The sequence below is a fragment of the Stenotrophomonas sp. YAU14A_MKIMI4_1 genome, from assembly GCF_003086855.1.
Lineage (GTDB): Bacteria > Pseudomonadota > Gammaproteobacteria > Xanthomonadales > Xanthomonadaceae > Stenotrophomonas.
The window spans coordinates 2,889,990-2,910,399 of sequence record NZ_CP025998.1 but is presented as its reverse complement, the minus strand read 5'-3'; the positions used below and the strand labels follow the sequence as shown (position 1 = coordinate 2,910,399).

Annotated in this window: 17 protein-coding genes; 11 read left to right on the top strand and 6 right to left on the bottom strand. The window is 68.4% G+C overall.

The window, feature by feature from the left end:
- Window positions 1–56: 56 nt before the first annotated feature.
- Entirely contained in the window at window positions 57–956 is a 900-nt protein-coding gene (locus tag C1931_RS13330) for a M48 family metallopeptidase (protein ID WP_108757764.1), read from the top strand.
- A gap of 711 nt (window positions 957–1,667) precedes the next feature.
- On the opposite strand, the gene xseA is transcribed toward C1931_RS13330, so the two are convergent.
- Both xseA and queG read right to left on the bottom strand, forming a co-directional pair.
- A complete protein-coding gene (gene xseA, locus C1931_RS13325; protein WP_108756698.1) occupies window positions 1,668–2,999 on the bottom strand; it encodes an exodeoxyribonuclease VII large subunit in 1,332 nt (443 codons plus the stop codon).
- A gap of 44 nt (window positions 3,000–3,043) precedes the next feature.
- Window positions 3,044–4,114: a tRNA epoxyqueuosine(34) reductase QueG gene (queG, locus tag C1931_RS13320; RefSeq protein ID WP_108756697.1), complete on the bottom strand. Its 1,071-nt coding sequence runs from the start codon at window positions 4,112–4,114 to the stop codon at window positions 3,044–3,046.
- Between the two features lie 23 nt (window positions 4,115–4,137).
- Between queG and C1931_RS13315 the strand changes: the two genes are divergently transcribed.
- The 6 genes from C1931_RS13315 (at window position 4,138) to C1931_RS13290 (ending at window position 11,605) form a co-directional block, all read left to right on the top strand.
- Complete coding sequence (locus tag C1931_RS13315; protein WP_108756696.1) at window positions 4,138–5,622, top strand: NAD(P)H-hydrate dehydratase; 1,485 nt, start codon at window positions 4,138–4,140, stop codon at window positions 5,620–5,622.
- Window positions 5,619–6,101, top strand: a complete 483-nt coding sequence (gene tsaE / locus C1931_RS13310) for a tRNA (adenosine(37)-N6)-threonylcarbamoyltransferase complex ATPase subunit type 1 TsaE (RefSeq protein WP_108756695.1) — start codon at window positions 5,619–5,621, stop codon at window positions 6,099–6,101. The genes C1931_RS13315 and tsaE overlap by 4 nt, the downstream gene beginning before the upstream one ends.
- An 82-nt stretch (window positions 6,102–6,183) precedes the next feature.
- Window positions 6,184–7,737, top strand: a complete 1,554-nt coding sequence (locus C1931_RS13305) for an N-acetylmuramoyl-L-alanine amidase (protein WP_108756694.1) — start codon at window positions 6,184–6,186, stop codon at window positions 7,735–7,737.
- 69 nt (window positions 7,738–7,806) lie between these two features.
- A complete protein-coding gene (gene mutL / locus C1931_RS13300) occupies window positions 7,807–9,708 on the top strand; it encodes a DNA mismatch repair endonuclease MutL (protein WP_108756693.1) in 1,902 nt (633 codons plus the stop codon).
- Between the two features lie 26 nt (window positions 9,709–9,734).
- Complete coding sequence (locus tag C1931_RS13295; RefSeq protein WP_108756692.1) at window positions 9,735–10,664, top strand: DUF1684 domain-containing protein; 930 nt, start codon at window positions 9,735–9,737, stop codon at window positions 10,662–10,664.
- A 2-nt stretch (window positions 10,665–10,666) separates the two neighbouring features.
- Entirely contained in the window at window positions 10,667–11,605 is a 939-nt protein-coding gene (locus tag C1931_RS13290; protein ID WP_108756691.1) for a TraB/GumN family protein, read from the top strand.
- A 94-nt stretch (window positions 11,606–11,699) separates the two neighbouring features.
- Here C1931_RS13290 and phaR read toward each other — a convergent pair whose 3' ends face one another.
- From phaR to gluQRS, 3 genes are all read right to left on the bottom strand, one after another.
- A complete protein-coding gene (gene phaR / locus C1931_RS13285) occupies window positions 11,700–12,233 on the bottom strand; it encodes a polyhydroxyalkanoate synthesis repressor PhaR (RefSeq protein WP_108757763.1) in 534 nt (177 codons plus the stop codon).
- A 183-nt stretch (window positions 12,234–12,416) separates the two neighbouring features.
- The gene (locus C1931_RS13280; RefSeq protein ID WP_108756690.1) at window positions 12,417–13,157 is read right to left on the bottom strand and encodes a beta-ketoacyl-ACP reductase; all 741 of its coding nucleotides are present in this window, start codon (window positions 13,155–13,157) and stop codon (window positions 12,417–12,419) included.
- A gap of 17 nt (window positions 13,158–13,174) precedes the next feature.
- Complete coding sequence (gluQRS, locus tag C1931_RS13275) at window positions 13,175–14,095, bottom strand: tRNA glutamyl-Q(34) synthetase GluQRS (protein WP_108756689.1); 921 nt, start codon at window positions 14,093–14,095, stop codon at window positions 13,175–13,177.
- A 93-nt stretch (window positions 14,096–14,188) separates the two neighbouring features.
- On the opposite strand from gluQRS, the gene htpX reads away from it, so the two are divergent.
- On the top strand, window positions 14,189–15,055 hold the full coding sequence (gene htpX, locus C1931_RS13270) for a protease HtpX (RefSeq protein WP_108750152.1): 867 nt from the start codon (window positions 14,189–14,191) through the stop codon (window positions 15,053–15,055).
- Window positions 15,056–15,568: 513 nt separating this feature from the next.
- On the opposite strand, the gene C1931_RS13265 is transcribed toward htpX, so the two are convergent.
- Window positions 15,569–16,396 (bottom strand): inositol monophosphatase family protein, encoded by an 828-nt coding sequence (locus tag C1931_RS13265; protein WP_108753642.1) that lies wholly within the window; start codon window positions 16,394–16,396, stop codon window positions 15,569–15,571.
- 120 nt (window positions 16,397–16,516) lie between these two features.
- On the opposite strand from C1931_RS13265, the gene C1931_RS13260 reads away from it, so the two are divergent.
- The 3 genes from C1931_RS13260 to C1931_RS13250 all read left to right on the top strand — a co-directional run bounded on the left by C1931_RS13260 (window position 16,517) and on the right by C1931_RS13250 (window position 20,395).
- Complete coding sequence (locus C1931_RS13260) at window positions 16,517–17,287, top strand: RNA methyltransferase (RefSeq protein ID WP_108756688.1); 771 nt, start codon at window positions 16,517–16,519, stop codon at window positions 17,285–17,287.
- Between the two features lie 76 nt (window positions 17,288–17,363).
- Window positions 17,364–18,272 carry a phosphate/phosphite/phosphonate ABC transporter substrate-binding protein gene (locus C1931_RS13255; RefSeq protein WP_108756687.1) on the top strand — a complete coding sequence of 303 codons (909 nt, stop codon included), beginning with the start codon at window positions 17,364–17,366 and terminating at the stop codon, window positions 18,270–18,272.
- Window positions 18,269–20,395 carry an EAL domain-containing protein gene (locus C1931_RS13250; protein ID WP_108753639.1) on the top strand — a complete coding sequence of 709 codons (2,127 nt, stop codon included), beginning with the start codon at window positions 18,269–18,271 and terminating at the stop codon, window positions 20,393–20,395. Before C1931_RS13255 ends, C1931_RS13250 begins: the two co-directional genes overlap by 4 nt.
- The last annotated feature ends 15 nt before the right edge of the window (window positions 20,396–20,410 follow it).

The window sequence follows — 20,410 nt, the reverse complement described above, 5'->3', positions numbered from 1 at the left end:
GGCACTAAGATTGCAGCGTGCCCGCCGGCCGGCGGGGTCCGCCGGAAGACCTGCCGATGCGCAACGATCCCTTCTCCCGCTCGCCGCAACAGGGCTCGCCACGGCGCGGCCTGTTCGGCAACATCCGCTGGTGGGTACTGCTGCTGGCTGCCGGCTATGCAGCGTACTACTGGTTTTCCAACCGCACCGTGGACCCGTACACCGGCGAGAAGGTGCTGATCGACAGCAGCCTGGATGCCAGCGAAGAACGTGCGTTGGGCTTGCAGGCCTACCAGCAGATCCTGGCGCAGGAGCGTCCGCTGGACCCCAACGCGCAGATCTCGCGCGATATCCGCGCCATCGCCCAGCGCCTGATCGCCAAGGTGGACGTTGTGGAAACCGCGCTGGCGCAGGAACATGGGTTGCAGCCGGGGCACTTCTCCCGCGATTTCGAGTGGGAAGTGAACGTCATTCCCAGTGACCAGGCCAACGCCTTCTGTCTGCCCGGCGGCAAGATGGCCGTGTACACCGGGCTGGTACCGGTGGCGCGCACGACCGATGCCATGGCGGTGGTGATGGGGCACGAGATCGCCCATGCGCTGCTGCGCCATGGTGCACAGCGCATGGCCCAGCAGAAGCTGACCCAGATCGGGCAGATGGCCGGTGCGGCCAGCGGCATGGATGCGCAGCAGCAACAGATGATGATGTCGGCGATGGGCTATGGCTATCTCTTGCCGTACGCGCGCAGCCACGAAACGCAGGCCGATGAAGTGGGGCTGATGCTGGCGGCGGCGGCGTGCTTCGACCCGCGCGAGGCGATTCCGCTGTGGCAGCGCATGGGGCAGGCCAGTGGTGGCCAGTCGCCGCCGGAGTTCTCCTCGACCCATCCCAATCCCGGCACCCGCATCCAGAACCTGCAGGCGCTGATGCCGAAGGCCCTCGAGTATCGGCAGAAATTCTGCGAGCAGGCCCGGTAGGGGGGCGGCAGGGCTTGCAGCCCTGCACCTGCTGGAAGCCAGGGCAACGGCAACGTCAAAGGCGGGTTTCCTGGGGATGGCGGGGTGGTGTTCTGCTCTGGTAGGTGTCGACCAAGGTCGACACAGTAGATCCACGCCACGCGTGGATGATTCATTCGACATCTGACAGACGTGTCGACCAAGGTCGACACCTACACACAGCCGCCTTCGACACGGCGTTCTGCTCTGGTAGGTGTCGACCTTGGTCGACACAGTAGATCCACGCCATGCGTGGATGAATCATTCGACATCTGACAGACGTGTCGACCAAGGTCGACACCTACCCACAGCCGCCTTTGACACGGTGTTCTGCTCTGGTAGGTGTCGACCTTGGTCGACACAGTAGATCCACGCCATGCGTGGATGAATCTGTCAGATATCCAAAAGAATTCTGGGGTCAGAGCCCGTTGCTACGCAACGGGATCCGACCCCATGCCATTCCGACAGATCGCGGGAATCTGTCAGAGGTGGGGCGGTGTCGGATTGCGGGGTGTCAGCCGCATGGATGCGGCTGCCAAGCCTACACGGACGTACTTGCGGCGTCCCCGCAATCCGACACCGCCCCGCCATCCCGCGCAATGCACGCTGTTGCTGTTGCTGTTGCTGTTGCTGTTGCTTCGGCTGTTGCTCTTGCCTCGGCAGGTGCAGGGCGCAGCCCTGCCGGACAACCCCTCACTTGACCTGTACGTCGATCACGCCGTCGCCCACGCGGGCCTGCAGGGCATCGCCCGGCTGCACCTGGTCGATGTGCCGCACCAGTGCGCCATCGTCAGCACGGGTCAGGATGCTGTAGCCGCGCGCCACGGTGGCCAGCGGACTGACCGCCTCCAGTGATCGGGCCAGCCCGCGTAGGCGCAGGGCATCGCGTTCCAGCAGCCGCTGCAATGCGGCCTGCGGACGACCGCGCAATACGACCAGGCGCCGCTGCATCTCGTCCAGCTGGCGCTGCGGGTGGTGCGCGCGCAGCACGGCCGCGGCATGGCGCAGGCGCGCCGCACGACGCTCCTGCTGTTGGTTGAACGCGGCATGCAGGCGTCGGCCCAGGTCTACCTGGCGGCGACGCAGCAGGTTCAGTCGCGCCTGCGGGCTCTGCGCGTTCAGACGCAACAGCGCACGGTCGGCGCGCTGCATCGCCTGCTGCATCGTATGCCGTTGCAGCTGCACCATGCGCGCCGCGCTGCGGCGCAGGCGCAGGGCCAGTTCGCGCTGGTCCGGCACCAGCAGCTCGGCGGCCACCGACGGGGTGGGTGCGCGCAGATCGGCGGCGAAATCGCTGAGGCTGAAGTCGGTCTCGTGGCCGACGGCCGAGACCACCGGCGTGCCGCTGGCAGCGATCGCGCGGGCCAGCGCCTCGTCGTTGAAGGCCCACAGGTCTTCCAGTGAACCACCACCACGGGTCAGCAGGATCACATCGTAGCGGCCGCTGGCATCGGCGGCCTGCAGCAACCGGGTGATCTGCGCGGCAGCACTGCTGCCCTGTACCAGGGTCGGCAGCAGATCCACTTCCAGCAGCGGGAAGCGCCGCGCCAGCACACTCAGCACGTCGCGCACGGCGGCACCGGTGGGTGAGGTGATCACCGCCAGGCGTTGCACGTGCGCAGGCATGGGCCGCTTGCGCGCGGGGTCGAACAGCCCCTCGGCCTGCAGCCGTGCCTTCAGTTCCTCGAACGCGCGGCGCAGGGCGCCTTCGCCGGCCTCTTCCATATGGTCGAGCACCATCTGGTACTCACCGCGCGCGTCATACAGCGTCACCTTGCCGCGTACCAGCACGCGCATGCCCTCGCGTGGCACGAACTTCAGGTACTGCGCCTTCATCCGGAACATGGCAGCCCGCAGCTGCGCGCGTGCATCCTTCAGGGTGAAGTACAGGTGCCCGGAGGCGGGACGGGCCACGCTGCCCAGTTCTGCCTCCACCCAGATGGCCGGGAAGCTGCCTTCCAGCAGATCGCGGGCCAGCGTGTTGAGCTGGCTGGGGGTGAGGATGTCGTTGTTGCGAGATTGCATGGATGCGGCGCGTGGCGGGTGGAACGGGGGCTCAGGATCGCACGTCAGGCTGCGCCGTGCTGGGCCAGGGCCCACTGCACGTGCTCGCGCACCACGGGCGAGGGATCGTTGGCGCGGGTATGCAGTGCGGCCAGTGCCTCGGCCGATGCCGGCGCATTGCCCAGCGCCACGGCAATATTGCGCAGCCAGCGTTCATGGCCGCTGCGGCGGATCGGGCTGCCCTCGGTACGGCGCAGGAACTCCGCTTCGTCCCACGCGAACAGCTGGTCCAGGCGCGCGGTATCCAGGTTGTTGCGCGCGCGGAAATCGGCTTCGTCGGTGCGCTTGGCGAACTTGTTCCAGGGGCAGACCAGCTGGCAGTCATCGCAGCCATAGATGCGGTTGCCGATCAGCGGCCGCATGCCTTCGGGAATGGCGCCGTCGTGCTCGATGGTCAGGTAGGAAATGCAGCGACGTGCATCCAGTCGATGCGGCGCGGTGATGGCCTGGGTGGGGCACACGTCGATGCAGCGCGTGCAGGTACCGCAGTGCGCCGTGGCCGCTGCGTCGATCGGCAGCGGAATGTCGATGTAGATTTCGCCGATGAAGAACCACGAGCCGCCATGGCGATCGATCAGACAGGTGTGCTTGCCGATCCAGCCCAGCCCGGCGTTGCGCGCCAGCGCACGTTCCAGCACCGGTGCGGAATCGACGAAGACGCGGTAGCCCAGCGGCGCCACTTCATCGTTGATCTGGGTGGCCAGCTTCTGCAGCCGGTTGCGCATCAGCTTGTGGTAATCGCGGCCCAGCGCGTAGCGCGCCACGTAGGCGCGGCCGGGGTCGGCCAGGGTCGCCCAGGCTTCGGTGTCGTCCTTGTGGCTGTAATCCATGCCCACCGAAATCACCCGCACGGTGCCGGGCAGCAGTTCAGCGGGGCGGGCGCGCAGCGTGCCGTGGCGGGCCATCCAGTCCATGGTGCCGTACAGGCCCTGGCCCAGCCAATCGGCCAGGTGCGCTTCATCCTCGCCCAGCTCGATGCCGGCAATGCCGCAGCGCTGGAAGCCGTGCGCGCGCGCCAGATCGCGGATGCGCTGCACGGCCAGGGCCGGATCGAGGGGGGCAGGGGCAGGGGACATGCGCACCAGTATAAAATCTCCGCATGGCCAACCTTGCCGATCTGTTCGATTCCGCTGCCGCGCGTGCGCTCGATGCGCAGGCGTCGGCGCTCGCCGGCGATGGCGGCTGGGAGCTGATGGCCCAGGCCGGGCTGGCCGCCTGGCAGCGCCTGTTGCGGCACTGGCCGCAGGCGCTGCATGTGGGCGTGGTGGTGGGCAGTGGCAACAATGGCGGCGATGGCTTGGTGCTGGCCCGCCATGCGCAGCTGGCCGGGCGCCGGGTGAGCGTGCTGACCCAGCCGGGCAGACCGCCGGGCACCCCGCTGGCTCGCCGCGCCGCATCAGATTTCAAGTCCGTCGGGGGCGCCATGGCCGAGTTCAACGGAACGTTGCCTGACGCCGATATCTGGGTCGATGCCCTGTTCGGCCTGGGCTTTGACCGTGCGCCGGAAGGCGTGGCCAAGGCGCTGATCGACGCGTTGAACGCGCAGGGCTCACCGGTGCTGGCACTGGATGTGCCCAGCGGCGTGGACGCCGACCGTGGCAGCGTGCCCGGTGTCGCGGTGCATGCCGCGCTGACGCTGCAGTTCATCGTGCCGCACCGCGGTCTGTATACCGGCAGCGCACTGGAGCATGTGGGCGAACACGCCCTGGCGGCGCTGCAGTTGCCCAAGGCGGCCTGGCAGGGCGTGGAAGCGGCCGCTGAATGTTGGACGGGTGATCGCCTGGCGGCGCTGCTGCCGCCGCGGCGGGCCAACACACACAAGGGGGAATCGGGCCACGTCCTGTGCGTGGGCGGCAACCATGGCAGTGGCGGCGCCATCGCCCTGGCCGCCGAAGCCGCCCTGCGCGCGGGTGCGGGCTTGTTGAGCATCGGCACCCGTCGCGATCACGTGGGCCCGTTGCTGGCCCGCCTGCCCGAAGCCATGGCCCATGCGCTGGAAGACGGTGACGCGCTGCCGGCGCTGCTGGGCCGGGCCGGCGTGGTGGCGATCGGTCCGGGCCTGGGCCAGGACGACTGGGCGCGCGCGCTGTTTGCGCGGGTAACGGCCGGCGGCAAGCCGCTGGTGATCGACGCTGATGCCCTGAACCTGCTGGCCCAGGACCCGCACAGCATTGCCGACGCCATCCTGACCCCGCACCCCGGCGAGGCAGCCCGCCTGCTGGAGACCACTACCGCGGCCATCCAGGTCGACCGTGCCGGCAGTGCGCAGGCCCTGGCGCAGCGTTATCACGCCGTGGTGGTGCTGAAGGGCGCCGGCAGCATTGTTGCTGCGCCGGGGCAGACGCCGCGCCTGATCGCCGCGGGCAACCCCGGCATGGCCGTGGGTGGCATGGGCGACCTGCTGACCGGCATCATTGCCAGCCTGCGCGCGCAGGGGCTGTGCGCCTTCGACGCGGCGGCGGCCGGTGCGCTCCTGCATGCCCTGGCCGGCGATGCCGCGGCGGCCGATGGTGCGCGCGGCCTGCTTCCTACTGATCTGCTGGCGCCCCTGCGGCGGCTGGCCAACCCGGAACACCCCCGATGACTGAATTCTTCCTGGCCGATCCCGAGGCCACCGACCTGCTGGGCCAGTGGCTGGCCGCGACCCGTCCGCCGCAGGCGGTGGTTGAACTACGTGGCGACCTGGGGGCGGGCAAATCCACCACCGCTCGCGCGCTGCTGCGTGCACTGGGCGTGCAGGGGGCCATCCGCAGCCCGACCTACACCCTGGTCGAGCGCTATCCGCTGGCCAGCGGTGGCGAGGCCTGGCACCTGGACCTGTATCGCATCGGCCAGGCCGGCGAGCTGGATTTCCTGGGATTGGACGAGGGCAGTGCGGTGCTGTGGCTGGTGGAATGGCCCGAGCGCGGCGCTGGTGCGCTGCCGCCGACTGACCTGGTGGTGGCGCTGGAAATCGAAGGCCATGGCCGGCGCGTCCGTCTCACCGGCGTCAGCGACGCAGGCCGGGAGTGGCTGGATCGGCTTCCCGATGGGGGCGACTTGCAGGCCATTTCTGTCGCCTGACGAGAACAAACATCGGCAGGTTACGGATTATTAAGGAAAAAGGTGTTGCATTCCGTTCAGCGCGGTGATTGAATCCTGAGCCATGCGCCTGGGGAACCGTCTCATCGCCATCTGTGCCGCCGTCGGACTGGGTCTGACGAGCGCGGCTGCGTGGGCGGGCGAGGTTCGCCAGGTGGTGCTGAACACCGGTTCGACCGGCACCCGCGCCGAGATCGCGCTGGTTGGCAGTGGCGGCTACAAGACCCTGTCGCTGTCCTCGCCCAACCGGCTGGTGGTCGATTTCCCCGACTCCAGCGCGGTGCGCAACCTGAAGATGCCGGCGGCGCAGGGCGTGGTTACGGCTGTGCGTACCGGCCAGCCGGTGCCCGGCACCTTCCGCGTGGTCTTCGATCTGGCCGAATCGGTCGCGCCGTTCCGCCCGCAGATGCAGCGCGAAGGCAATGAATCCAAGCTGGTGATCGAGTGGCCGGGTGACGGCGCGGCACCGGTTGCCAGTGCGCCGGCCGCGCAGGCCCCTGTTGCCAGCCCGGCGCCCGCGCCCACGCCGGCGGCGCAGAACGCGCAGACCCGCGGTGATGCCGCCCGCGCTACTGCGCTGCTGACCGCGCAGGTGCAGCAGCAGGCCAGCGCCAGTGGGGCGGCTCCGGTGGCACCGGCGCCCGCACCCACCACCACGCCGGCACAGGTTGCTGCAGCGGGCACCGTGGCCGCCAGTTCGCCGGCTGCCGGTTCCCCGGCTGCCATTCTGGCCGGGCAGCCGACCCGCGCCGTGGTCAGCACGCCGGCCGCACCGGCGCCGACACCTGCAGCTCCCACCGAGGCGCCGCGCCCGGCCATGCCCAGCGATGCCTCGCGTATCCGCATGCAGCCCGGCATGCGCCAGCTGGTGGTGGCGATCGACCCGGGGCACGGTGGCCAGGATCCGGGCGCGATCGGCCCCACCGGCAAGCGCGAAAAGGACGTGACTCTGGCGGTTGCGCGTGAACTGGCGCGCCAGGTCAACGCAACGCCGGGCCTGAAGGCCTTCCTGACCCGCGACAGCGACGTCTTCATCCCGCTGCCGATGCGTGCGCAGAAGGCGCGTGCGAACAAGGCCGACATCTTCATTTCGATCCACGCCGACGCCGCGGAAAACCGCTCGGCCACCGGTTCGTCGGTGTACGTGCTGTCCACCAAGGGCGCGTCCTCGCAGCGTGCGCGCTGGCTGGCAGACAAGGAAAACGCGGCCGACCTTGTCGGCGGCGTGCGCCTGCAGCAGACCGAAGGCACCCTGGCCAACGTGCTGCTGGACCTGGCCCAGAGTGGCTACATGAAGGCATCCGAAGACGCGGCCGGGCACGTGCTGGGCGGCCTGAAGCGCATCGGCAACAACCACAAGCCGAACATCGAGCGGGCCAACTTCGCGGTGCTGCGTACCTCGGACATGCCGGCCATGCTGGTGGAAACGGCCTTCATCTCCAACCCGGACGAAGAGCGCCGCCTGACCGACCCGGCGTACCAGCGCAAGGTTGCCGGCGCCGTGCTGGATGGCGTGCACACCTTCTTCAGCCGCCAGCCGCCGCCGGGCACGCTGTACGCCGCCCGCGCCCAGGCCGAGATCGACGCCGCCGCCACCATGGCCGGCGGCAGCAAGTAACCCGCGGTTTGCGCGACCGGTAGCGCCGGGCCGTGCCCGGCGGACGTGTGCCTCCGTTATCATCGCTGGATGAAGTCTGATGCTCATCCGCGCCCGATCCGGCCGTTGCCGGAAATCCTGATCAACCAGATCGCCGCCGGCGAAGTGGTCGAACGCCCTGCGTCGGTCGTGAAGGAACTTGTCGAGAACGCCATCGATGCCGGCGCCAGCCGCGTCGACATCGATCTGGAAGAGGGCGGCGTGCGCCTGATCCGCATCCGCGACAACGGCAGCGGCATCGCGCCGGAACAGTTGCCGCTGGCGGTATCGCGGCACGCCACCAGCAAGATCGCCGATCTGGACGATCTGGAATCGGTGGCCACGCTGGGCTTCCGCGGCGAAGCACTGCCGTCCATCGCCTCGGTCAGCCGCTTCACCCTGGCCTCGCGCCGCGCGCATGACGAACATGGTTCGGCGCTGCAGATCGAAGGCGGCAAGATCGGTGAAGTGACCCCGCGCGCGCATGCGCCGGGCACCACGGTGGAAGTGCGCGAACTGTTCTACAACGTGCCGGCACGACGCAAGTTCCTGCGCGCCGAGCGCACCGAACTGGGCCATATCGAAGAATGGCTGCGTTCGCTGGCGCTGGCACGGCCCGATGTCGAGCTGCGCGTGTCCCACAACGGCAAGGCATCGCGGCGCTACAAGCCGGGTGATCTGTACTCCGATACGCGGTTGGCGGAAACCCTGGGCGAGGATTTCGCCACCCAGGCGGTGCGCGTGGACCACAGCGGTGCCGGCCTGCGACTGCACGGCTGGATCGCGCAGCCGCATTATTCGCGGGCCAGCGCCGACCAGCAGTATCTGTACGTGAACGGCCGTTCGGTGCGCGACCGCAGCGTGGCGCATGCGGTGAAGATGGCCTACGGCGATGTGCTGTATCACGGCCGCCAGCCGGCGTATGTGCTGTTCCTGGAACTGGACCCGACCCGGGTGGACGTGAACGTGCATCCGGCCAAGCACGAGGTGCGCTTCCGTGATTCGCGGCTGGTGCACGATTTCGTCTACCGCACGCTGAAAGACGCGCTGGCCGATACCCGCGCCGGCGTGTCCGCGCAGGAGATCGGTGCCGGTGCGGCCCACCCCGTAGACCCCGCGGGTGGGCCGGTGCTGTCCAGTGCCGGGGCGTCGGGCTTTGGCCTGGTGCGCGGCCCCGCGCCCGGTTCGGGCGGTGGCGGTGGTGGTTTCTCCGGCTGGCGCCCGCAGCAGCCGCTGGGCCTGCAGGTGGCCGATGCGCCAGCCGCCTACGCCGCGCTGTATGCCGCACCCGGTGCGGGCGAGCGCAGCGGCGCGCTGCCGCCCATGCCCAGCGAGAACGGCCTGCCGGTAACCAGTGCCGATGCCGGCGTGCCGCCGCTGGGCTACGCCATCGCCCAGTTGCACGGCATCTACATCCTGGCCGAGAACGCCGAAGGCCTGATCGTGGTGGACATGCATGCCGCCCACGAGCGCATCGGCTACGAACGGCTGAAGAATGCGCACGACGGCATCGGCCTGCAGTCGCAGCCGTTGCTGGTGCCGATTACCCTGGCCGTGGGCGAGCGCGAGGCCGATACCGCTGAAACCGAAGCGGAAACGCTGGCCGCGCTGGGGTTTGAAGTGACCCGTGCCGGCCCGGGCGCGCTGCATGTGCGCAGCATTCCGGCACTGCTGGCCAATGCCGAGCCGGAGGGCCTGCTGCGCGACGTGCTGACCGATCTGCGTGAGCACGGCCAGAGCCGGCGCATTGCCAGTGCGCGTGACGAACTGCTGTCGACCATGGCCTGCCACGGCGCGGTGCGCGCCAACCGGCGCCTGACCGTGCCGGAAATGAACGCGCTGCTGCGCGACATGGAGATCACCGAGCGATCCGGCCAGTGCAACCACGGCCGGCCGACCTGGGCCCGTTTTTCGCTGGCGGAGATCGACCGCTGGTTCCTGCGCGGCCGCTGAGCCGCGCTACCTGGAGGGGAGCATCGATGCGTTACTGGGGAGCGGGCGGCCTGCTGGTCGCCCTGGCGCTGGCAGCCTGCAGTCCGGCCCCCGCGCCGGCGCCGGTTCAGGCCGAAGATCCGGCCTTTGCCGCGCAACAGCAGCAGTGGCGGGTGCAGCGCTACCAGGATCTGGTGCGGCCCGATGGCTGGACCGCGCTGGTGGGCCTGCACTGGCTGCAGAACAAGTCGCATTTCATCGGCAGCGGTGCCACCAGTGGCATCCGCCTGGCGGTGGGCCCGGCCAAGCTGGGCCTGCTACGCCGCGAAGGCAGCCAATGGTGGTTCACCCCCGAAGCCGGCACCGACGTGACCCATGAGGGTCAGCCGGTGCGGGGCCGCATCCGCATGGACACCGACAAGGACGCGCAGCCCACGTTGCTGGCCTTCGATGGCGGCAAGGGCCAGTTGAGCCTGATCCGCCGTGGCCCGCGTGACGCGCTGCGGGTGAAGCACGCCGATGCGGTGGCCCGGCGCGATTTCGCCGGCCTGCAGTACTGGCCGGGCGGTACCCAGTGGCAGGTACCGGCGCGGTTCATCGCCCACCCGGCCGGCAAGACCCTGCCCATCGTCGATATCACCGGCCTGACCACCGAGATGCCCAATGCAGGGGCGGTGGAGTTCGAGCGTGACGGACGGCAATGGCGCCTGGAAGCGATCGGTGAACCGGGCCAGCCGCTGTTCCTGATCTTCGCCGACCGCACCAGCGGCCATGGCAGCTATCCGGCCGGCCGCTACCTGGATACCGCCGCGCCCGCCGCGGACGGCAGCCTGACCCTGGACTTCAACCACGCCTACAACCCGCCCTGTGCCTTCACCGCCTTCGCGACCTGTCCGCTGTCGCCGCCGGAAAACCGGATGGACCTGCGCGTGGATGCGGGCGAGAAGGCCTACCACCTGCCCCCGGGAGAGGGCTGACCATGTCGATCAGAACCCTGTTGCGAAATGCTGCACTGTTGCTGGCCTGTGCCGTTGCGCCCCTGGCGGCCGCGCGCGGTGCGCCTGCCGAGAGCGGCGCCAGCAAGCCGCCGGTGCCGCTGCTGTGGAAGGTGACCGGCGCCGGTGATGCGCGGCTGTACCTGCTCGGCTCGTTCCACCTGCTCACTGCGCAGGACTATCCGTTGTCGGCCGATGTCGAGAAGGCCTTCGACGCCTCGCAGCGCGTGGTGTTCGAACTGTCACCGGAAGACATGCAATCGCCGCAGCTGGCCAGCCGCATGGTGCAGGCCGCCACCCGCACCGACGGCAGCGAGCTCAAGCGTGACCTGGACGAGGCGACCTGGCAGAAGCTGCAGGCGTTTGCGGCCAGCAACAATCTGCCGCTGGCGCAGTTGCAGGGCATGAAGGCCTGGTTCGTGGGCCTGACCATTTCGGTCGGGCAGATGCAGAAGATGGGCCTGGACCCGGCGCTGGGCCTGGACCGCCATTTCATGGAGCGCGCGCAGAAGACCGGGCGCAGGACCGCGGGCCTGGAAGACATCGATACCCAGATCAGCATGCTGGACGGCATGAGCGCCACCGAACAGCGGCAGATGCTGGCCGAGGCGCTGGACGAGGTGGCCAAGGGTGATGCGCAGGCGCGCCAGCTGCACGATGCCTGGCGCCGTGGCGATGAGCGCCTGCTGTGGAACAAGATGGCCGTGGAGATGCGCCAGCAGTACCCGCAGCTCTACCAGCGCATCAACACCGGCCGCAACGACGCCTGGGTGCCCAAGCTGGTGCCGTACCTGCAGGCCGGGCAGGGTGGCACCCTGGTGGTGGTGGGCGGGCTGCACCTGCTGGGCAGCGATGGCGTGGTGGAAAAGCTGAAGGCCAAGGGCTACAAGGTCGAGCGCGTGTGCACGGGGTGCAAGCGGTAGATCCACGCCACGCGTGGATGCCGCGGCAACGACGGCTGCAACAAAAAACGGCGCGCCAGGGGCGCGCCGTTTTCGTTGCAGCCGATGGCCGGACTCAGCGCCGGGTCTTGCCGCCGGTGCCGGTGCTGGCACCGCCCTCGTTCGGCTTGCTGCCGGTACCGGTACCGGTGCCGCCCGGGCGCGGGCCGCCGAAGCCGGCGCCCATGTTGCGCTGGAACTCCTGCCACAGCTCCAGGTTGCGTTCGGTCAGCTGGTTCATCATCGCCCACGGGGTCTGCCCCAGCAGGTTGCCCATCTGCTGGCGGAACTGCTGCTGCTGGTCCAGGAAGACCTGCATGCTGCGTTCCAGGTAGTTGCCCATGAAGCCCTGCAGCGAATCGCCATAGAAGCGGATCAGCTGGCTCAGCAGCTGGGTGGACAGCATCGGTTCGCCGTCCTGTTCCTGGTCGGCAATGATCTGCAGCAGCACCGAGCGGGTCAGGTCGTCGCTGCTCTTGGCGTCGCGGACCTCGAAATCCTCGCCATCCAGGATCAGCTGGCGCACGTCTTCGATGGTGATGTAGCTGGAAATCTCGGTGTCGTACAGACGACGATTCGGATACTTCTTGATGATGCGGGTCGCAGCCATGAAGCGGTACTCGTCACAGTAGATGTGCAGCATGGCGCAGTGCACAAGCCTTGGCAACCGCCCCAGCCCCCGCCGGGCTTGGCTTTGCACGCCGATCATGTTGCGCAGCAAGGGTTTGCGTGCTGCGCAGCATGAGCGCGCAGCGACCGCTCCGGAGCGGCGCGGTCGCCCGGGTTGCGCGGCTTACCAGCCCATGTGGTGGCCGCCGTTGATGTCCAGGTTGCTGCCGGTGATCCAGGCCGCCTCGTCGGCTACCAGGAACGACACGCCATAGGCGATTTCTTCCGGCTTGCCCAGGCGCCCGGTGGGAATGTCGGCAATGATCTTGGCGCGCACCTCTTCGGGCACGGCCATCACCATGTCGGTGGCCACGTAGCCCGGAGAAATGGTGTTGACGGTGATGCCGAAGCCGGCGTTCTCGCGTGCCAGCGAGATGGTGAAGCCGTGCATGCCGGCCTTGGCCGCGGCGTAGTTGGCCTGGCCATACTGGCCCTTCAGGCCGTTGATCGAACTGATCTGGATGACCCGGCCCCAGCCGCGGCGGCGCATGCCTTCGATCACCGGGCGGGTGACGTTGAACACCGAATTGAGGTTGGTGTTGATCACATCGTGCCACTGCTCGGCGCGCATGCGATGGAAGGTGGTGTCGCGGGTGATGCCGGCGTTGTTGACCAGGATCTCGACCGGGCCCAGTTCGGCTTCCACCGCGCGCACCATGGCCTCGGCGCTGGCCGGGTCGGAGACATCGCCGGGGAAGATCGACACGTTGTAGCCGCACGCGGTCATGGCCTGCTGCCAGGCGCGGGCCTTGGCTTCGTCACGGTAGTTGGTGGCGACCCGGTGGCCCTGGTCGGCCAGGCGTTGGCAGATGGCGGTACCGATGCCGCCGGTTCCGCCGGTGACCAGTGCGACGCGAGATGTCATGGAATGCTGTCCGGGTTTCAGGTGGGGGAAAGGGGATTCTGCAACATCGGCGCGGAAAGTGCGCCGTCGGCCAGCAGGATGTCCTGCCGTGGCAGGCGCGCCGGATCGAAGGCGTGCCGGGCGGCCTGCAGCAGCGTGTGCAGGTCTGCGCAGTCGTCCAGCGCCGCCGGCGGCTGCCCCAGCAGTGCCCACAGCTGGCGCAGCACTGGCAGCGGCCGCGCGCTGTCCACCGGCAGGGCCGCCAGCGATTTGGACAGCTTGTGGCCCGGTGAATCCAGCAGCAGCGGCAGGTGCCAGTAGCGCGGCACGGCCAGGCCCAGGGCCTGCTGCAACAGGATCTGGCGGGCGGTGGAATCGAGCAGGTCGGCGCCGCGCACCACCTCGGTCACGCCCTGTGCGGCATCGTCCACCACCACCGCCAGCTGGTAGGCCCAGCAGCCGTCGGCGCGGCGCAGCACGAAATCGCCAACCTCGGCGTGTACGTCCTGCTGCTGCGGGCCGCGCAGGCCGTCGATGAAGCGGACCACGCTGCCCGGCGGCACCCGGAAGCGGACGGCCGGGTCCGGTCGCGGCGTGCGGGCCACGCAGCGGTGGTGGATGCCGCCGCTGGCTGCCAGATCGCTGCGGCTGCAGTGGCAGACGAAGGCCAGGTCGCTGGCCAGCAGCACATCCAGCGCGGCCTGGTAGACAGCGTTGCGCTCGCTCTGCCAGAGCACCGGGCCATCGTGGGCCAGGCCGAAATCGGCCAGGGTGCGTAGCTGCGCCTGCGCGGCACCTGGCACGGTGCGCGGCGGATCCACGTCTTCAATGCGCAGCCGCCAGAGGCCGCCGGCGTGGCGCGCGAGCAGCCAACTACCGAAGGCGGCAAGCAGGGAACCGGGGTGCAGCAGGCCGGTGGGCGAGGGCGCAAAGCGGCCGCAGGGAATGGGGGAGGTCATGCTGGCTGAATCGTCGGTCAGGTTGGCGCTTGAATTCAAGCTGACTGCACCGCAAATTGGCAGATATCGACCCCTTCCGAGCCGGAATTTCCCATGTTCACCCGCATCGCACTCTTTCTAGCCACGAACTTTGCCGTGCTTATCCTGGCCAGCATCGTGATGTCGCTGCTGGGGGTCAATCCCAGCCAGATGAGCGGCCTGCTGGTGATGGCCGCGATCTTCGGCTTCGGCGGCTCCTTCATTTCGCTGCTGCTGTCCAAGTGGATGGCCAAGCGTTCCACCGGCGCGGTGGTGATCACCGAGCCGCGCAACCCGACCGAGCGCTGGCTGCTGGCCACCGTTGAACGCCAGGCCAAGGCCGCCGGCATCGGCATGCCGGAAGTGGCCGTGTATGACGGCCCGGAAATCAATGCGTTCGCCACCGGTGCCAACCGCAACAACGCGCTGGTGGCGGTGTCCACCGGTCTGCTGCACAACATGAGCGAAGACGAGGCCGAGGCCGTGCTGGGCCACGAGATCGCCCACGTGGCCAACGGTGACATGATCACCATGGCGCTGCTGCAGGGCGTGCTGAACACCTTCGTGATCGTGCTGGCCCGCGTGGTGGGTGGTGTGATCGACAGCGCGCTGTCGGGCAACCGCGAAGGCGGCGGCCGTGGCTTTGCGTACTACATCATCGTGTTCGTGCTGGAGATGGTGTTTGGCCTGTTCGCCACCATGATCTCGATGTGGTTCTCGCGCCATCGCGAATTCCGTGCCGACGCTGGTGGTGCATCGCTGGCCGGTCGCCAGAAGATGATTGCCGCGCTGGAACGCCTGCAGCTGAACCATGGCCAGAGCACGCTGCCCAGCCAGATCGCCGCCTTCGGCATTGCCGGCTCGACCGCCAAGAAGCTGTTCATGAGCCACCCGCCGCTGGAAGAGCGCATTGCCGCGCTGCGGGCTTCGACGGTGGCGTAAGCCTCGGCTTTCAAGATAGTGCAGGAACGCCTGGCCCCGCGCCGGGCGTTTTTGTTTGCGGCAATGTATGCGTCGGTAGTGCCGGGTCATGTCCGGCGGATCATTTCCGCGCCTGCGGAGAGGTGTCACTTTCTTTGCTCGTGCACCGTGCTGCAGGAGCAGCGCGGAACGGCGCAGCCGGCCCGCAGGGTGGCGCACATGGATGTGCGCCATCAAGAAAGTAACCAAAGAAACACGCCGCCATCCGCGAGCCGCCGTGCTGCGCACGACGGTTCCCTGCGCTCCTCGGTGACCCAGGGGACGGCGCGGAACTCGCTGCGCTCAGACACCCGCGCCTCTTCGCCCCTGGTTCCCCTGCGGTGCTCGGCTCGCTACAAGGCGGACCCACGTCAAGGTCAAGAGCCACAGCCGCCCGTACCTGGCAGCGTGTAGATCCATGACACATCGCCGCCTACACAAACGAAAACGGCACCTTCGCAGGTGCCGTTTCAGTGAATCGCGTTACGTGGACGCTCAGAACTTCGCGTCGAACTCGGCGGCGTAGGCGGTGTTCACCAGCACCTTCTGCAGGGCCTCGGCCACCTTCAGGTTGCCGGCTACGATCTGGTGGGTGTCCGGGCCGCGGTTGTCCATGCGGCCCAGGGTGGCGCCCTTGAAGTCGCACACCTTGCCGCCGGCTTCGCGCACCAGCAGCAGGCCAGCGGCCACGTCCCAGGCCTTCACGCCGGCTTCGAAGTAGGCATCGGCGCGGCCGCAGGCCACGTAGGCCAGGTCCAGCGCGGCCGAACCGGTGCGGCGCACGTCTTCGGCATGCACCAGCAGTGCGTCCAACGCCTTCAGCTGTGCGCTGGCGCGGCTGCGCTCACGCGGCGCGAAGCCGGTGTGGATCATGGTGCCTTCCAGGTCCTTGCGGTCGGCCACGCGGATGCGGCGGTCGTTGAGCACGGCGCCTGCACCGCGGCTGGCAGTGAACAGTTCATTGCGCAGCGGGTCGAAGATCACCGCGTCGGTCGGTTCGCCGTTCTCCACCAAGGCGATGGACACGCAGTAGTGCGGCACGCCGCGCAGGTAGTTGCTGGTGCCGTCGAGCGGGTCGATGACCCACATCTGGCGACGCTCGCCCTGCACGCCACCTTCTTCACCGAAGATGCCGTAGTCGGGGTAGGCGCGCTTGAGTTCCTTGACGATCACCTTTTCCGCATCGGCATCGACTTCGCTGGCGTAGTCCATGCGGCCCTTCTGCACCACATTCAGCGCCTCGAGCTTGTTGATGTTGCGCAACAGGACGTTGCCGGCGAGGCGGGCGGCCTTGACCATGACGGTGACGGCGGGTTTCTGCATGGCGTGGGCTCCCGGAAAGGCAGAAGAGAAGGGCTGGCGGGGGAAAAGAGCGGGTCCGGCGCAGTGGCCGGCCGCACAGTTTACCATTGGTCTTCGTCCAGCTCGACCTTTTCCCTGTTCATGTCCCAGTTTCCCGCCGCCACCCGCATCCGTTTCGTCCTTGTTGGCACCCAGCACCCCGGCAACATGGGGGCCGCCGCGCGCGCCCTGAAGACCATGGGCCTGGCCCGGCTGGTGCTGGTCGCCCCCGAAAAGCCGCTGGACGAGGAGGCCTTCCGCCGCTCGGCCGGTGCCGAAGACGTGCTGGGTGACGCGCCCGTGGTGTCCACCCTGGCCGAGGCCGTTGCCGACTGCACCCTGGTGCTGGGCTGCACGGCCCGCGCGCGCCGGGTGCAGCTGGAAGAGTTCCTGCCGGTCGATGCCGCCGCCCGTGCGGTGGACAAGGCCGGGCAGGGCGCCGAGGTGGCGCTGGTGTTCGGCCGCGAGCGCACCGGCCTGACCAACGAAGAGCTGCAGCTGTGCCACGCCGCCGTGCATATTCCGTCCGACCCGGCGTTCAGTTCGCTCAATCTGGCCGCAGCGGTGCAGGTGCTGGCCTATGAAACGCGCATGCGCCTGCTGGGCCAGCAGCCGGTGGTACAGGCTGAAGAAGGCCTGCGCGAACAGGCGGCCAGCCATGAACAGCTGGAGAGCTTCTTCGGCCAGTTGGGGCAGACCCTGGATGAGATCGATTTCCACAAGGGGCGGGCGCCCGAATCGGCCATGCGCAAGCTGCGCCGCCTGTTCCTGCGCGCCGAGCCCAGCGAGCAGGAAGTGCGCCTGCTGCGCGGCATCCTGGCCGACGCCCAGCGCATGGCCCGGCTGGCGCAGCCGAAGGATGCGCGGGGCTGACGAAGTTCTCATTTTTTCAGGTAGTCTGTCGCGATTACCTGGGGGATGAATCGTGCTGTCGGGTCTGCGGAAGGCAATGCAGGGGGGACTGCTGAGCCTGGCCTGGGTGCTGCTGGCCGGGATGGCGCATGCTGCGCCGGCGCCCGACCCGGTGCTGGTGCTGGGGCGGATCAGCGACAACCCGAAGGCGCATTACGAACAGCTGCAACCGTTGCTGGACTATGTGGTGGCCCGCATGCACGACGTGGGCATCCGCGAAGGACGGATCCTGATGGCGCGCGATCCGCAGCAGATGGCCAGCTATCTGCGCCGCGGCCGGGTCGACTGGGTCACGGAAACGGCCGGGACCGCGGTAGCGCTGGGCCTGCGCAGCGGTGCGCAACCGCTGCTGCTGACCGAGCGCAGCGGCGTGCGCGAGTACCACACGGTGTTCTTCGTGCGCCGCGACAGTGCGCTGCAGCGTGTGGAAGACCTGCGCGGGCATCGCCTGGCCCTGCAGAACACCGCGTCCACCAGCGCCTACCTGGTGCCGGTGATGACCCTGCTTGAGCGCGGGGTGACGCCGCAGATCCTGGCCGGCAACTGGGATGTGCCCGGCCCGGACGCGGTGGGCTATGTGTTTGCCCGCAGCGAACTGAACGTCGCCACCTTCGTGCACAAGGGGCTGGCCGACGGCGGTGCGGTCAGCAGCGTGGACTGGGAGGATGAGGCGCGGGTGCCGGCAGCGTTCCGCCGCGACTTCCGCGTACTGCTGCGCACCGAGCCTTACCCGCGCGCGGTGGAGGTGGTGCGTGGCGACCTGGACCCGCGGGTGCGCGAGCGCCTGCAGCAGGTGCTGCTGCAGGCCGCCTCCGATCCACGTGCGCAGGTGGCATTGCAGCGTTTTTTTGGTACTTCCGGGTTCCACCGCGTCGATGCGCATGCGCAGCAGCGGCTGGATGAATTGAAACAAGGGTTGACGCGCGTGCGGATGGAAGTTGAATGAAATGGCTCGGCTCCGGGATGCAGGCCCGATTCCTGCTCGCCATGGGCGGAGCAATGCTGGTGGTGATCGCGATCCTGGCCGTGCTGCTGGGGCGCCAGGCATCGATGCAGAGCGAGGTGAAGAGCCTCAGCGGCGGGGTGATCCACGAGCTGTTCGATCGCAGCGTGCGCAGCCGCGGCGAGGCACTGGCGCGTGAACTGTCCGATTCATTGGCCAACCCGCTGTATTACAACGACCTGGACCAGGTTGGTGCGCTGGTGCGCGGTACGGCGCGGCAGCCGGTGGTGCGCTATGTGCTGGTGTTCGACGAGCGCGGGCGCCTGGTGCACGACGGCTCGCTGGACGTGGCCGGCTTCGGCCGCGAAATGGACGACCCGCTGGCGCGTGGCGCGGTGAAGGCACAGACCCTGGTGGTGCAGCAGTCGCCCACCGTGCTGGACAACGCCATGCCGATCACCGTGGGCAAGCAGCGCATCGGCGGCGTGCGTGTGGGCATGGCGCTGGACGAGGTGCATGAGCGCGAAGTGGCCGCCAACGCGACCCTGGGCCAGCGCCTGCAGCAGGTTGGCAGCCGCCACCTGGGCTGGCTGCTGCTGATGCTGGGCCTGCTGGTGGTGATCGGGGTCGTGGTGATCATGTACGTGCAGCGCACGCTGGTCACGCCCATCCGCGAGCTGGCTGCAGCGGCACGCCGTATCGAAGCCGGCGATTACCAGGCGCCGCTGGCCGAGAACACCCGCGACGACGAGGTGGGTGAGCTGGTGCGTGGTTTCGCCCGCATGCGCGATGCGATTGCCCGCCATGACCGCGAAGTGCGGCACATGGCCTATACCGATGCGCTGACCGGGCTGACCAATCGGCTGGCCTTCCGCGAAGCGCTGGACCACCGCCTGATGGCGGCGCGCGCGTCCGGGCATCGCCTGGGGCTGCTGTTTGCCGACATCGATGACTTCAAGCGGGTGAACGACACCCTGGGCCATGAGGCCGGTGACGAGGCGCTGCTGCAGTTCGCCCAGCGCATTTCCAGCGCGGTGGCCGAAGCCGGCGGTGACGAAGCCTTGCTGGCGCGGTTCGGTGGCGACGAGTTCGTGATCCTGGTCGGCGACGGTGATGTGGCGGCCAATGCCCGCCTGCTGGCCGAAGTGCTGGTGCGCGAGCTGGGCAAGCCGCTGGTGGTGCAGGGGCGCGAGCTGTTCCTGGGCACCTCCATCGGTGTGACCCTGTTCCCCGACGATGCCGCCGATGCCACCACGCTGTTGAAGAACGGCGACATCGCCATGTACCAGGCCAAGATGGCCGGCAAGAACTGCTTCCGTTACTACAGCCGGGCCATGGACCACGCGGTCGAACGCCGCGTGCACATGGAACAGGAACTGCGCGGCGCCTGGGAGCGCGGCGAGCTGCGCCTGGCCTACCAGCCTATCTTCCGCATGCGCGACCGCCGCCTGGTGGGCGTGGAAGTGCTGCTGCGCTGGCAGCACCCCACGCTGGGCACCATTCCGCCGTCGGTGTTCATTGAAGTGGCCGAACAGAGCGGGCTGATCGAGATCATCGGGCCGAAGGTGCTGCGCGCCGCCTGCATGGAGGCCTCGCAGTGGCCACGCGGGGCGGCCGGCGATGAACTGTTCGTATCGGTGAACGTGTCGCCGCGGCAGCTGCGCGGCGGCGAACTGCCCGCCCTGGTGGCGCAGTGCCTGCACGAATCCGGCCTGCCGGCATCACGCCTGCACCTGGAGCTGACCGAAACGGCGGTGATCGGCGATGAAATGGTTGCCGCGCAGTTGCTGGACAAGCTGCACCGCACCGGCGTGAAGGTGTGGCTGGACGATTTCGGTACCGGCTTCTCCGGTCTCAGCCATCTGCGCCAGGTGCCGGTGGACGGGGTGAAGATCGACAAGAGCTTCGTGGCCGACATGCAGCGCGACCCGGATGACCTGGCCCTGACCACGGCGATCATCGCCATGGCCCATGCACTGGGCATCACCGTGGTGGCCGAAGGCATCGAGCAGGAAGCGCAGTTCGAGCTGCTGGCCCAGCGCGGCTGCGACCTGGGCCAGGGCTACCGCTTGAGCCACCCGGTGACCGCCACCGAAGTGGTGCGGATGATCGAATCGGGGTTGTAAACGCCTATCCACGCA

Coding starts and splice junctions, on each gene's coding strand:
- C1931_RS13330 (WP_108757764.1), top strand. CDS start 57: ATGCGCAACGATCCCTTCTCCCGCTCGCCGCAACAGGGCTCGCCACGG.
- xseA (WP_108756698.1), bottom strand. CDS start 2,999: ATGCAATCTCGCAACAACGACATCCTCACCCCCAGCCAGCTCAACACG.
- queG (WP_108756697.1), bottom strand. CDS start 4,114: ATGTCCCCTGCCCCTGCCCCCCTCGATCCGGCCCTGGCCGTGCAGCGC.
- C1931_RS13315 (WP_108756696.1), top strand. CDS start 4,138: ATGGCCAACCTTGCCGATCTGTTCGATTCCGCTGCCGCGCGTGCGCTC.
- tsaE (WP_108756695.1), top strand. CDS start 5,619: ATGACTGAATTCTTCCTGGCCGATCCCGAGGCCACCGACCTGCTGGGC.
- C1931_RS13305 (WP_108756694.1), top strand. CDS start 6,184: ATGCGCCTGGGGAACCGTCTCATCGCCATCTGTGCCGCCGTCGGACTG.
- mutL (WP_108756693.1), top strand. CDS start 7,807: ATGAAGTCTGATGCTCATCCGCGCCCGATCCGGCCGTTGCCGGAAATC.
- C1931_RS13295 (WP_108756692.1), top strand. CDS start 9,735: ATGCGTTACTGGGGAGCGGGCGGCCTGCTGGTCGCCCTGGCGCTGGCA.
- C1931_RS13290 (WP_108756691.1), top strand. CDS start 10,667: ATGTCGATCAGAACCCTGTTGCGAAATGCTGCACTGTTGCTGGCCTGT.
- phaR (WP_108757763.1), bottom strand. CDS start 12,233: ATGGCTGCGACCCGCATCATCAAGAAGTATCCGAATCGTCGTCTGTAC.
- C1931_RS13280 (WP_108756690.1), bottom strand. CDS start 13,157: ATGACATCTCGCGTCGCACTGGTCACCGGCGGAACCGGCGGCATCGGT.
- gluQRS (WP_108756689.1), bottom strand. CDS start 14,095: ATGACCTCCCCCATTCCCTGCGGCCGCTTTGCGCCCTCGCCCACCGGC.
- htpX (WP_108750152.1), top strand. CDS start 14,189: ATGTTCACCCGCATCGCACTCTTTCTAGCCACGAACTTTGCCGTGCTT.
- C1931_RS13265 (WP_108753642.1), bottom strand. CDS start 16,396: ATGCAGAAACCCGCCGTCACCGTCATGGTCAAGGCCGCCCGCCTCGCC.
- C1931_RS13260 (WP_108756688.1), top strand. CDS start 16,517: ATGTCCCAGTTTCCCGCCGCCACCCGCATCCGTTTCGTCCTTGTTGGC.
- C1931_RS13255 (WP_108756687.1), top strand. CDS start 17,364: ATGCAGGGGGGACTGCTGAGCCTGGCCTGGGTGCTGCTGGCCGGGATG.
- C1931_RS13250 (WP_108753639.1), top strand. CDS start 18,269: ATGAAATGGCTCGGCTCCGGGATGCAGGCCCGATTCCTGCTCGCCATG.